This is a genomic window from Streptomyces sp. LUP47B (assembly GCF_001746295.1).
GTDB lineage: Bacteria > Actinomycetota > Actinomycetes > Streptomycetales > Streptomycetaceae > Streptomyces.
Window position 1 is genome coordinate 103186 of record NZ_MJAH01000010.1, and the last position, 12074, is coordinate 115259.

The window sequence follows — 12074 nt, forward strand, 5'->3', positions numbered from 1 at the left end:
AGACGGTCTGTCACCGCGGACGGCCGGGCCGTACAAAATGTCTGCCCCCTCTTGTCACGGTGAGTGGCCGGTGCGAGGGTGTGCCCGATCCCCTCGGACGAAAGCACCCCCCATGCCGCCCAGACGGCCCGTAAACGGGCACTTCCCCACGATCGCGGAGGTACTGCGGCTGCCCGTGCTCACCGAGGGGATGCCGCGCGTGCTGGCCGGTGAGTCACAGCTGGACAGGGCGGTGCGCTGGGTGCATGTCACCGAGCTGCTCAATCCCGCCGATTTCCTGGAGGGCGGCGAGCTGGTGCTGACGACCGGCATGCCGCATCCCGAGGACGCCTCCGAGCTGCGAGGCTATGTCGACCAGTTGGCCGACGTCGGCGCGGCCGGTCTCATCGTGGAGCTCGGTTACCGGTACCGGAAGGTGCCCGGCGAGCTGGTGGCGGCGTGCCGTGCCCGTGAAGTGCCGCTGGTCGAGCTGGCCCGGGGCGTCCGGTTCATCGACGTCACGCAGACGGTGCACGCGCTCATCCTCGACGCCCAGGGCGCCCTGCTGCGGCGCGGGAGGGACATCCAGGACGTCTTCACCGCCCTGACGCTGCGGGGCGCGGACCCCGAGGAACTGGTGCACACCACCGCGGAGCTCACCGGAGCCCCGGTGGTGCTGGAGGATCTCACCCACCGGGTCCTGATGTGCGAGCTGCTCGGCCGGCCGTACGAGCCGGTGGTGTCGGCCTGGTCGCGGCGTTCGCGGGCCGCCCCGACGCCGGAGAGGATCACGCCGAGCGGCCCGGAGGGGTGGCTGATCGCCCCGGTGCAGGACCACCTGGGGCTGTGGGGGCGGCTGGTCCTGCTGGAGGGCCGGCTGAACGCCGAGCCCGACCCGGAACACGTCCTGGTGCTGGAGCGTGCGGCGATCGCGCTGACCATGGCGCGTCTGGCCGGGCCGGCCTGGTGGGAGCGCCGGGCCCACCGCTCCGTACTGCGGGACCTGTACGAACGGCGGTTCCGCTCCCCTGCGGATGCGCGCGCCCGCGCCGAGGCACTGGGGCTCCCGGCCCTCGGGCACCGGCTGTTCGCCGTGGTCATCCGCCACACGTACACCGGCACCGAGAGTGAGCACCTCGACGAACAGATCGCGAAGGCGCTGGCGCATACCGGCGTCCGCGCCCTGGTCGGCGAGACGGCACCGGGCCGGATCGGCGTGCTTCTGGCACTGGCACAGGCGAGCGCCTGGCAGCCGGTCGCCGAGCGGATCGGCCGTCTGGCCCGGGAGGAGCTGGGACCGGAGGCCGTCGTCGCCGTTGGCCCCGGGGTGACCGACCTCGCCGGGATCGCCCGGTCGTGGCAGGAGGCGGAGCAGACGGCCGAGGCCATCACACCGGCCTCCCCGGAGCGGTGGTTCTACGTCCCCGCCGACGTCCGGCTGCCGGAGTTGCTGGGCGTCCTGCGGGAGGACACCCGTCTTCAGCGGTTCGCGGAACGGCAGCTGACCCGCCTCATCGAGCACGACGACCGCAACAGCGGCGATCTGCTCCCGGCACTGCGCGCCTATCTGGCGGCGGCCGGGAACAAGTCAGTCGCGGCGAAACGCCTCGGCATGTCCCGGCAGGCGTACTACCAGCGCCTCCACACCATCGAACGGCTCCTCGGCTGCGACCTGGAATCAGGCCTGCAGTGCACGTCCCTGCACGTCGCGGTGCTGGTCCTGGACGCCGGGGAAGCAGCTGTTCCCGGCCCATGACGGGCAGCCGGCCGTCACGCTGAGTACCTTTACGGTCGGCGGAAGGCTCAGAGGAGCTCGATCAGCCTGTCGGTGAACTCGGCGGTGGTCGCGGTTCCACCCAGGTCACGGGTGCGGATATCGCTCTTGGCCAGGACCGAGGCGATCGCGTCCGTGATCTCCCTGGCCGCGGCGGGATGGCCGAGGTGGTCGAGCATCATGCCCGCGGACCAGATCGCGCCCAGCGGGTTGGCGATGCCCTGGCCCGCGATGTCGGGCGCGGAGCCGTGCACCGGCTCGAACATCGAGGGGAAGTCCCGCTCGGGGTTGAGGTTGGCCGCCGGGGCGATGCCGATGGATCCGGCGACCGCGGCCGCGAGGTCGCTGAGGATGTCGCCGAAGAGGTTGGAGGCGACGACGACGTCGAAGCGGGCCGGCTCGAGGACGAACTTGGCCGCGAGCGCGTCGATGTGCTCCTGGTCCCAGGCGACCCGCGGGAACGAGGCGGCCCGCTCGGTGACGAGCTGGTCCCAGAACGGCATGGTGTGCACGATGCCGTTCGACTTGGTCGCGGAGGTCAGGCGGCCGCCGCGCTGGGCGGCGAGCGTGAAGGCATAGTCCAGCACACGTGTGACGCCGGCCCGGGTGAACACGGCCTCCTGCACGGCGATCTCGTCCGGGAAGCCCCTGTTGAGCCGGCCGCCGACCTCGCTGTACTCGCCTTCCATGTTCTCGCGCACGACGACGAAATCGACCTCGCCCGTCCGTGCGCCGCGCACCGGACTGTCGATGCCTTCGAAGACACGGATGGGCCGGAGGTTGACGTACTGGCGGAAGCTGCGCCGGATCGGGATCAGCAGCCCCCACAGCGAGACGTGGTCGGGCACCCCCGGATATCCCACAGCGCCCAGCAGGATCGCGTCCTTGTCGCGCAGCTGGTCGATCCCGTCGGCGGGCATCATGGCGCCCTCCCGCAGGTACCGCTCGCACGACCAGTCGTCGTACGACGTGTAGGTCAGGCCGAAGCCGTGGCGGCGGCCGAGAACATCGAGCACCTGCTGTGCCGGGGGCAGTACCTCGGCACCGATGCCGTCGCCGGGGATCAGGGCAATGCGGTGGTTCGTCGTCATGCCGTCGATTGCAGCAAGGCGGTCCGTGCGGCGTCCAAGACGCAAAGCGGATCTCCCTTATAAGCGGTACCTATCAGCTGTCGGTGACCGAGGTCGCGCTCGTGACGAACGCGGCGGCCGCGGGCGACAGGCTGCCGCGGCGGCTGACGAGGGCGATGTCCAAGCCGGTTTCCGGCTCGATGTCCAGGACCCGGGCGCCCAGTCGCCGGGCGACGTCCCGCCAGGCATCCGTGACGACCATGAGCCCGACCCCGGCCAGTACCAGGGGCATGAGCGACACGCGGTGCTCGCTCTCGGCGGCGACGGTGAACTCGATCCCCTGCTCGCGCAGCGCGTCGACGTAGGCGCGCATCCCGGTACCTGGCTGCCCGACGATCAGCCGCTGTCCCGCGAGCTCCCGGCACTCCACCGCCGTCCGATCGGCGAACGGGCCGTCGGCCGGCACCACCAGCACAAAACGCTGCCGCCCCAGTTCGTGGAAGACGACCTCCTTGCCGGAGACGGGCCCGGCGGACGCCAGGAGCCCCAACTCCACGGCACCCGTGCGCACCATGTCGATCACATCACGCGCGGTGAACGCCGCTTTGATGGCCACGGAGACGCCGGGATACCGTCGGCTGAAGGCACTCACCAAGGTCGTCAGCGGCTCCACCGCCTGTGTCGGCGTCGACGCCACATCCAGGCGCCCCTCACGCAGCTCATGCACCGCCGCGACACTCGCTCGCGCCGTCTCCAGACTCCGTACGGCCTCCCGGGCAGGCTCGATCAGGGCCCTTCCGGCCTCCGTCAGGACCGCCCCACGCCCGATGCGATGGAACAGCTCGGAGCCGAGATCACGCTCCAGTGCCCGCACGGCCTGCGACAGCGCCGGCTGCGACACGTACAGAGCCGCGGCCGCACGGTTGAACCCCCCACGATCAACAATCGCGAGGAAGTACTGCAACTGCCGGATGTCCATACGCGCCCTCTGCCCTCAGTAAATCAAGCGCCGGCTCGGATACGGCAGGTCTCAGGCCGAGGCGCGTACCACCAGTTCAGGTGCCACCCAGGCATCCGCACCGGTCAGCGGCTTCTCGCCGGCCCGCAGCCGTGCGACCTGCTCGACGGCAAGCCGCCCCAGCCGGCGCTTGTCGAGCCGCAGGGTGGTGAGGGCGGGTTCCACCAGTTCGCCCAGGGCGAGCCCGTCGAAGCCCAGCACGGCCAGATCCTCCGGCACCCGCCGGCCCCGGCGCCGGGCGGCTCGTATCGCGCCGACGGCGATCAGGTCGTTGAAGCCGAACACCGCGGTCAACTGGGGCCGGGCATCGAGGAGTTGCTCCATCGCCGCCTCGCCGCCCGCGACGCCGTGGCCGTCGGACATCGCGATCCAGCCGTCGTCGACCGGCAGCCCGTGCCGCCGTACCTCGGCCAGGAACGCCTCCCGTCGGGGCCCGGGGGTGAGCCGGTCACCGTCCAGCATGCCGATCCGCCGGTGACCTGCCCGGACCAGGTGGGCGATGCCCTGTTCGAGACCCGCCGCGGCATCGATCCCGACGGCCGCGAACCGGGTCTGCTGCGGGCCGCGCTCCAGCAGGACGAGCGGCAGACCGCCGAGGTACCGGGCGAGGACCTCGTCGTCGTTCTTGAAGTAGCCCATCACGGCGTCCGCCTGGTGGGACAGTACGCCGAGCGCCTCCCGCTCCTTGGCACCGTCGGTGCGGGTGTCCCACACCACGACCTGCCAGCCACGCTCCTCGGCGGCCTCCAGCACCCCGGCCGCGACCTCGGGAAAGAACGGATTCATCAGATCCGGGATGACCAGCCCCGCGGTCACCGTCCCCTTCCGCACCAGCCCGCGCGCGAACCGGCTGGGCCGGTAGTCCAGCATCCGCACGGCTTCGAGCACCCGCGCCTTGGTGTCCGGGTCGATCTCGCCCTTGTCGTTCACCGCCCGCGAGACCGTCTGGCGTGACACTCCCGCGAGCTGCGCCACGTCGTGAATCGTCGCCCGGCGACGAGGACCGTCGGACGCGTGACCACCGGGCTCCCGCTGCTGCTCGTCGGTCCACATGCAGTGCACTGTATCCAGCCCTCACGGGAACGGGCCCGGCCCGGGCTAGAACAGCGCGCTGTACCCGTTGAGGGCCGGCTGCCCGCCGAGGTGGGCGTAGAGCACCGTGGAGTCCGCGCCGATCTCGCCCCGCCCGACCAGGTCGATCATCCCGGCCATCGACTTGCCCTCGTACACGGGGTCGGTGACCATTCCCTCGGTGCGGGCGGCGAGGCGCATCGCCTCCAGCGTGGTGTCGTCGGGGATGCCGTAGACACCCGCGTGGTACCGCTCGTCCAGCTCCACGTCCTCCTCGGTCAACTCCTTCCGTACGCCGATGAGTTGACCGGTGCCATGGGCGATCCGCGCGATCTGTTCCCGGGTGGCGACGGGCTTGGCGGAGGCGTCGATGCCGAGGACGCGCCGGGGCCGGCCGCCCGCCTCCTCCAGCGCCCGGAACCCGGCGACCATGCCGGCCTGGGTGGAGCCGGTCACCGAGCAGACCACGACCGTGTCGAAGAAGACGCCCAACTCGCGTTCCTGATCAGCGACTTCATAGGCCCACGCGGCGAAGCCGAGGCCGCCGAGCGGGTGGTCGGAGGCGCCGGCGGGGATGGCGTACGGCTTGCCGCCCCCTTCCTCGACGTCCCTGAGCGCCTGCTCCCAGCTCTCCTTGAACCCGATCCCGAACCCGGCCTTCACCAGCCGTACGTCGGCCCCGGCGAGCCGGCTGATCAGGATGTTGCCGACCTTGTCGTACACGGCGTCCGGCCAGTCCACCCAACTCTCCTGCACCAGGACGCACTTGAGCCCGGCCCGGGCGGCGCAGGCGGCGACCTGACGGGTGTGGTTGGACTGGACGCCGCCGATCGAGACGAGGGTGTCGCAGCCCTTGGCGAGGGCGTCCGCGACCAGGTACTCCAGCTTGCGGGTCTTGTTGCCGCCGTACGCGATCCCGGAGTTGCAGTCCTCGCGCTTGGCCCACAGCGCGGCGCCGCCGAGGTGCTCGGTGAGGCGCTCCAGGCGGTGGACGGGGGACGGTCCGAAGAGGAGGGGGTAACGGTCGTAGGACGAAAGGGGCATGGGGACCTCCCGGGTCGGTCGCTGTGGGCTCAGTCGCTGTCGGCCAGTTCGGCCAGGCCCCGCCAGATCTCCGCCGTGACCCGGACCGCCTCGTCCACGTCACCGGCCGCGCAGGCCTCGATCAGCCGGTCGTGCAGTCCCGCCGAGCGGCAGTTGCCGCCCTCGGCGAAGCGCCGGCGCTCCAGTCGGCGGATGAGCGGGGTGTAGCGGGCGGCGGTGGCGGCCGCCGCGCGGTTGCCGCTGACGCGGACGAGGACGTCGTGCAGGGCGTCGTCCGCGTGCAGTGCTTCGTCCACGTCACCGGCGGTGACCGCGGCCGCGAACCGTTCGTTGGCCGCGCGCATCGTCTCGATGTCGGCGGCGAACAGCCGGGGCACGGCGACCCGCGTGACCAGTTCGTGCATGGCCCCGACCACGGCGGCGGCGTCCCGCACCTCGGCGGCGACGACCTGGGTCACCCGCGTGTAGCTCTGCGGCTTGCTCTCCAGCAGCCCGTCGTCGACGAGCCGCGCGAAGGCCTCCCGCACGGGCGCCCGCGACAGCCCTAGCCGCTCGGCGAGATCGGCGTCCCGCACCACCGCCCCGGGCTCGATCTCGCCGGCCACGATGGCGTCCCGGATGGATGCGTAGGCCCGGTCCCGGAGAAGGGTGCGGGCGAGTGGTCGTATGGCCTCCATGAACTGAAATGTTAGATGTCAATCAGGACCGCGCACAAGGGTGCGGACATGCGAGTGGCCCGCACCCCCCGTGAGGTGCGGGCCACGCTCGGGGCTCAGGCAGCCCAGGGCCAGTCGGCGTCCTGGGCCGCCTCGAGCAGCGGAACCATCCGGAAGGCCGCGTCCGAGAGGCCTCCGAAGGTGTGGCGGTTGCCGGTGCCGGAGGGGCCGTGGCCCGCCCGGTAGCCGGCGAGGTTCCAGGTGTAGACGGGTACCTCGGCCGGGATCTGCTCGGTCGGGCCGCCGTGCCGGTTGTACGTGTACTGCTCGTCGGTGACGATCAGCACCCGGTCCTGGCCCCGGTAGTGCGCGCGGACGGCCGAGGTGGTGTCGGTGCCGCCCAGGTCGCCGAAGCGGCCGAGGATCTTCAGCACCGACTCGCCCCTGCCGTACGTCAGACGCCGGCTCGTGGTGCCGAACTCGACGAGATCCGCGTCCGCCGCCCGCAGCGCGAGCGCCGTGCCGAAGATCGCCGCCGCGTCGGCCCGGTTGAGCCGCGAGCGGTCGGACAGCCGCGTCCACATCGAGCCGGAGCGGTCGACGAGCACCAGGGTCCGGCCGGGCAGTGCGGGCACGTTGGCCAGCGAGTGGCCGAGCGCCTGCTCCAGCGGGTGGGACCAGCGCAGCGACGGCGCGTGCTGGTACGCGGCGAGGTACCGGAAGGGGAACTGCCGGGACCGCGCCACCTCCGCCGGGTCGCTGATCTTCGCCGCGACCCGGGCGGCGACCTCGTCCGAGACACCGGCCTCGTCGAAATTCCTCAGGTTGCGAACGAGCGCCATCGCTCCCATGGACGGGATCACGCTCTCCCAGGCCGCCTTGTCCATCGGCCCCTGCAGCCAGCCGGCCAGCGCCTCCCACGTCATCCCGGCCGCGGCCAGTCGCTCGGCACCGCCCTCGGACGTGACCAGCGCGCGCCGGCGGCCGACCGGCACCGCCATCAGCTCGCGGTGCGCGGTGAGCACCCGGCTCGACGCGGGCGGCACAGCCGTGTCCGGGTTGTGCCGCCGGTCGAGGGCGTACTGGAACAGCTCGCCCTGCCACGGCTTGTCCGGGTCCGGGGCCGCGTGCACGAGGTTGAGGATGTCGCCGAACCGGTAACCCTTGGACGCGGTGTCGTACTTCAGCAGCGACTTGCCGCTGTACAGACGGCGTACGGCGTCGGCGATCCCGCGCTTGACGGGCTTCGGGACGCTACGGCCGTACTGCGCCGTCCAGTAACCGAGGAACTCGCCGGGCTCGTCGGGCCGCTGGAGTACGGAGGCCACGACCTGGCGGTTGGAGGGGCCGTCGGTGGCGCCCGCGTCGAGGCGCGCCTTGACGTACTCGGCGGCGCCCACGATCGAGGCGGTACGGAGGTTGCCCTCGCCGCGCAGCCAGCCGAGCAGGCCGGCGGTCCAGGCCGGGTCGGTGACGGCGAGCTGCCGTACGAGCGTGGCGAACCGGTCGTCGCGGTCCGCGCCGGACTCGTAGTGGGTCTGCTGGGAGACGAAGTTGGCGACCGCGAGCAGAAACAGCTCGGAGCGTGCGTCACGCTCGCGGCCCCGGCCGCCCTCGTACGTCCGCAGGATGCGTCCCGTCGACGTCACGCGCGAGGTGGGACGGGCCCGCGCGGCCTTCTTGTTGAATCGCGCCATGGCGAATTCCCCCGAATTCGTTTCCGTTTCGGAGGGAGACGCGGCAAATGGAGGGTGCCCGAGGTCGAAGTCGACTGCGGTGCTTATAAACTGGCGCGTCTTCCGTTCCGCCACACCGACCCTGAGTCGATGACGGGAATCGAACCCGCACGAGGGCTTTCCCCCACCAGTTCCCGAAGTATCCGCTGCCTGCGCACCGGGCACCCACCATGAGCTGCGCCTCCCGAGATCAAAATGCTCGCACCGGGAGGTGCGTGAAGTTGTGGTGTCCAGAGTTCAGATCGGCGGAACCGACATTAGGTGCTCTGCCTCTGAGCTACACCGGCACGTGGTACCGGTGGCGGGATTCGAACCCGCGGCCGCCCCATTATGAGTGGAAGTAGGTCCTGCCTTCGCACCTGGACGTTCATCACTCTAGGAGGCGTGCCGCGGGCCGGGCGAGCGAATTAAATTCAGCCGCGCTTCTGCCGCTTCCACGGCCCCGTGATCGCCAGCATGATCCCCGGCGTCTGGATGTTCGCGTACAGCGTCTTTCCGTCGGGTGAGAAGGTGACGCCGGTGAACTCGCTGTACTCGGGCTCCGCTTCGGTGCCCTGGTTCAGTTCGTTGCGGGCGATCGGGTAGGTGCGGCCGCTCTCCGTGGCGCCGAACAGGTGCTGGACGCCCTCGCCGTCCTCGGCGATGACGAGTCCGCCGTAGGGGGAGACGGTGATGTTGTCGGGGCCGTCGAACGCGCCGTCCTTGGACGGGTCGGGGTTCACGCCGAGCAGGACCTTCAGCGTGAGGGTGCGGCGCTTGGGGTCGTAGAACCAGACCGCGCCGTCGTGCTGGACGGGGCTCTCCTCACGGGCGTACGAGGAGACGATGTACGCGCCGCCGTCGCCCCACCACATGCCCTCGAGCTTGCGGGCACGGGTGACCTGGCCGTCGGTGAACTGCTTGCGGACGGAGACCGTCTTGGCGTCGCGGTCGGGCACGTCGACCCAGTCGACGCCGTACACCGTGCCGATCCTGGTGGCGCGGGAGAGGTCGTCGACGAACTTGCCACCGGAGTCGAAGCACTTGAAGGCCTGCAGGACCCCCGCGTTGTCGGCGAGGGTGCGCAGCTTGCCGCGGCCGTGGTGGAAGCCCGCCGGCGGTGTCCAGCGGAAGAGCAGGCCGTTGGGGCCGGAGGCGTCCTCGGTCAGGTAGGCGTGGCCGCGCTTGGGGTCGATGACGACCGCCTCGTGGGCGTACCGGCCGAACGCCTTGACGGGCTTGGGGTCGCGGTTGGCGCGGCGGTCCTCGGGGTCGACCTCGAAGATGTAGCCGTGGTCCTTGGTCATGCCGTTCTGGCCGGCCTTGTCCTCGGTCTCCTCGCCGGTGAGCCAGGTGCCCCACGGGGTGGTGCCGCCCGCGCAGTTGGTGGAGGTGCCGGCGATGCCTACCCACTCGGCGACATGCCCGTGGCGGACCTCGACGACCGTGCAGCCACCGGAGGCGGCGGGGTCGTAGACAAGGCCCTCGGTGAGCGGCACGGGGTGGGGCCAGTTGGCACGCGGGCCCTTGAGCTCGTGGTTGTTGACCAGGAGGGTCGCGCCGCGGGGGCCGCAGAAGGTGGCCGTACCGTCATGGTTGGACGGGGTGAACTCGCCGGACTCCAGCTTGGTCCTGCCGCTGTAGGTGATGACCTCGTACGCGAACCCGGCGGGCAGCGCGAGCAGGCCGTCGGGGTCGGGGATCAGCGGCCCGTAGCCGACTCCGTGGTGGGCGCCCGCGATCTCCGCGCCCTCGCTCTCGACGTCGGTGGCCGCGAGCGCGTTGGGTGCGGTGGCGAGGGCGCCGACACTGCCCGCCAGCGCGACACCGGCTCCGGTGATCGCGGATTTCGCGGCAAAGTCCCTGCGGGTGAGCGACATGGTGTCTCCTGAGACGGTGGATATGCCGTGGAGGGTGGGGGACCTCGGGTCGGCGCTACGTTCCCGCCCACATCTGAACACCGGTTGAACGCCAGGGGACTTCAGTGCACCCGGTTCCATGAATCAACAAAGGGAAGGGAATGGGCCCCTATAGGGGCCCAGGGCTGTGTCGATCTGCGGCTCCGCCGCGCGGGCGCGCTCAGCCACAACGGACCCGCACCCGCAAACCGGGATCAACCCCCTTGCTGCGACCGCGCCTTGAACGCCGCCTTCCGCGCCTCCTTCGCCACCCGCTTGTCCGGATGCAACCGCCCCATCGCCTCCAGCACATCCGCGGTGGCGGGGTGGTCGACGCGCCAGGCCGCCGCGAAGAACCCACCGTGCTGCTGGGCCAGTCCTTCCACCAGCCCCTGCAGTTCCTCGGAGTTCCCCTCCGCGGCGAGCTGCGCGGCGATCGTGTCGACGGTCAGCCAGAACACCATGTCCTGGGAGGGCGCGGGCACGTCCCCGAACCCCCGCTCGGTCAGCCAGACCCGGGCCAGCCCGCCCAGCTCGGCGTCGTCGAGGACCTCCCGCAACGCGGGTTCGGCGACCGCGCCGACCAAGGACAACGCCTGCTGGCACCGCAGCCTGCGCAGGGGCGCGCCCGCGTCGCTCCCCCGAGCGGCCGTCAGCAGTTCCCGAACGGCCGCGAGAGGTTCACGCCGGTCCAGCCACTGCTCGGTCTCGGCCTGCGCGGCGGAGGGCGGGAACGTCGAGGTCCCGTCGAGCAGCGCGTCCGCCCCCTTGTCGGCGAGGTCGCCGACGGCCGGTGCCGGGATGCCCGCCTCCAGCAGCCGCGACCGCAGCCCGTACAGCCCGAGCGGGGTGAGCCGGACCATGCCGTACCGGGAGACGTCGGTCTCGTCGACGACCGCGGCGGGCTCGTCGTCGGCGTCCGCCATCAGCGCCTCGTCGACGGGCTGGTACTCGACGATCCCCACCGGTTCCAGGGCCCGGAACTGGTCGTCCAGCCGCATCATCGCGTCGGACACCTGCTCCAGGACGTCGTTGGTCGGCTCACCCATGTCGCTCGGCACGATCATCGATGCGGCGAGGGCCGGCAGCGGCACGGGTGCGTCGCCGGGACCGTCCTCGCTGACCGTGAGCAGGTAGAGGTTCCCGAGCACACCGTCGAGGAACTCCTGCTCGGCCTGCGGGTCCCAGTCCAGGGAGGCGAAGTCGATCTCCCCGCCGGCGTCCGCGGAGGACATCGCGTCGACGAGGTCGTCCAGGTCCGGCACGCTCGCGTCGGCCAGCGCCGTCTCCAGCGCCGTCAGCCACACGCCGAGCACGTCCTGCGGCGACCCGGACAGCAGGGCCAGGTCCTCGCCGGCGGCGACCGTGCCCTCCTCCTCGTCGAGGATCTCGACGAGTCCGGTGTCGACGGCCACCCGCCAGGCCTCGCTCGCCGAGGCCGCCGCCTCGTCCCCGGTCAGTCCGAGGTGCGCGGCCGCCGCGGGCAGTTGCTCCTCGACGAGTCCGCCCCCGGCGTCGACCCGCGTGTCCTCGCCGGCCCAGCGGGCGAGCCGGGCGGCCCGGGCGAGCAGCGGCGTGGACAGGGCGTCCCGCGCCAGCTCCGCTTCGGGATGCAGCCGCACCGGCGGCAGGGGGGAGCTGTCTGACATCGGCTGGTTCTCCTCGGACGCGTCGTGCCACTCAGCCGCTCAGCGTAGACGGATATCCACCTATGCCGCCCGGTTCATGTCCCCGACAGGGTTCGTACATGGCTGAAACCTTGACAACTGGCCTGACCAGGCAGGAGATTGACGCGCGTAGAAATCCGGCGGACATCTGTTCACTGTATTTTCTACGCGCGTCGCCTCCG

Annotated in this window: 9 protein-coding genes; 1 reads left to right on the forward strand and 8 read right to left on the reverse strand. The window is 71.3% G+C overall.

Features of this window, described 5'->3' with window-relative positions:
• The first annotated feature begins 112 nt into the window (after positions 1 to 112).
• Positions 113 to 1735, forward strand: coding sequence for a PucR family transcriptional regulator (locus BFN33_RS28480; protein WP_079141050.1), 1623 nt, complete (start codon positions 113 to 115; stop codon positions 1733 to 1735).
• Between the two features lie 47 nt (positions 1736 to 1782).
• Here BFN33_RS28480 and BFN33_RS28485 read toward each other — a convergent pair whose 3' ends face one another.
• The 8 genes from BFN33_RS28485 to BFN33_RS28525 all read right to left on the reverse strand — a co-directional run bounded on the left by BFN33_RS28485 (position 1783) and on the right by BFN33_RS28525 (position 11874).
• On the reverse strand, positions 1783 to 2844 hold the full coding sequence (locus BFN33_RS28485) for a tartrate dehydrogenase (RefSeq protein ID WP_069763010.1): 1062 nt from the start codon (positions 2842 to 2844) through the stop codon (positions 1783 to 1785).
• Between the two features lie 73 nt (positions 2845 to 2917).
• Positions 2918 to 3802, reverse strand: coding sequence for a LysR family transcriptional regulator (locus BFN33_RS28490; protein WP_069763011.1), 885 nt, complete (start codon positions 3800 to 3802; stop codon positions 2918 to 2920).
• A 51-nt stretch (positions 3803 to 3853) separates the two neighbouring features.
• Complete coding sequence (locus BFN33_RS28495; RefSeq protein ID WP_069763012.1) at positions 3854 to 4894, reverse strand: LacI family DNA-binding transcriptional regulator; 1041 nt, start codon at positions 4892 to 4894, stop codon at positions 3854 to 3856.
• A 45-nt stretch (positions 4895 to 4939) separates the two neighbouring features.
• A complete protein-coding gene (locus BFN33_RS28500; protein WP_069763013.1) occupies positions 4940 to 5956 on the reverse strand; it encodes a 1-aminocyclopropane-1-carboxylate deaminase in 1017 nt (338 codons plus the stop codon).
• A gap of 29 nt (positions 5957 to 5985) precedes the next feature.
• On the reverse strand, positions 5986 to 6633 hold the full coding sequence (locus tag BFN33_RS28505; RefSeq protein ID WP_069763014.1) for a GntR family transcriptional regulator: 648 nt from the start codon (positions 6631 to 6633) through the stop codon (positions 5986 to 5988).
• A gap of 95 nt (positions 6634 to 6728) precedes the next feature.
• Positions 6729 to 8309 carry a TROVE domain-containing protein gene (locus BFN33_RS28510; RefSeq protein WP_069763015.1) on the reverse strand — a complete coding sequence of 527 codons (1581 nt, stop codon included), beginning with the start codon at positions 8307 to 8309 and terminating at the stop codon, positions 6729 to 6731.
• Positions 8310 to 8761: 452 nt separating this feature from the next.
• Complete coding sequence (locus tag BFN33_RS28520; protein ID WP_069763016.1) at positions 8762 to 10207, reverse strand: alkaline phosphatase PhoX; 1446 nt, start codon at positions 10205 to 10207, stop codon at positions 8762 to 8764.
• 233 nt (positions 10208 to 10440) lie between these two features.
• Positions 10441 to 11874: a hypothetical protein gene (locus BFN33_RS28525; protein ID WP_069763017.1), complete on the reverse strand. Its 1434-nt coding sequence runs from the start codon at positions 11872 to 11874 to the stop codon at positions 10441 to 10443.
• Positions 11875 to 12074: the final 200 nt, after the last annotated feature.

Excerpts from the sequence above, each read along its gene's own strand:
- BFN33_RS28480 (WP_079141050.1), top strand. The coding sequence starts at position 113 with ATGCCGCCCAGACGGCCCGTAAACGGGCACTTCCCCACGATCGCGGAG.
- BFN33_RS28485 (WP_069763010.1), bottom strand. The coding sequence starts at position 2,844 with ATGACGACGAACCACCGCATTGCCCTGATCCCCGGCGACGGCATCGGT.
- BFN33_RS28490 (WP_069763011.1), bottom strand. The coding sequence starts at position 3,802 with ATGGACATCCGGCAGTTGCAGTACTTCCTCGCGATTGTTGATCGTGGG.
- BFN33_RS28495 (WP_069763012.1), bottom strand. The coding sequence starts at position 4,894 with ATGTGGACCGACGAGCAGCAGCGGGAGCCCGGTGGTCACGCGTCCGAC.
- BFN33_RS28500 (WP_069763013.1), bottom strand. The coding sequence starts at position 5,956 with ATGCCCCTTTCGTCCTACGACCGTTACCCCCTCCTCTTCGGACCGTCC.
- BFN33_RS28505 (WP_069763014.1), bottom strand. The coding sequence starts at position 6,633 with ATGGAGGCCATACGACCACTCGCCCGCACCCTTCTCCGGGACCGGGCC.
- BFN33_RS28510 (WP_069763015.1), bottom strand. The coding sequence starts at position 8,309 with ATGGCGCGATTCAACAAGAAGGCCGCGCGGGCCCGTCCCACCTCGCGC.
- BFN33_RS28520 (WP_069763016.1), bottom strand. The coding sequence starts at position 10,207 with ATGTCGCTCACCCGCAGGGACTTTGCCGCGAAATCCGCGATCACCGGA.
- BFN33_RS28525 (WP_069763017.1), bottom strand. The coding sequence starts at position 11,874 with ATGTCAGACAGCTCCCCCCTGCCGCCGGTGCGGCTGCATCCCGAAGCG.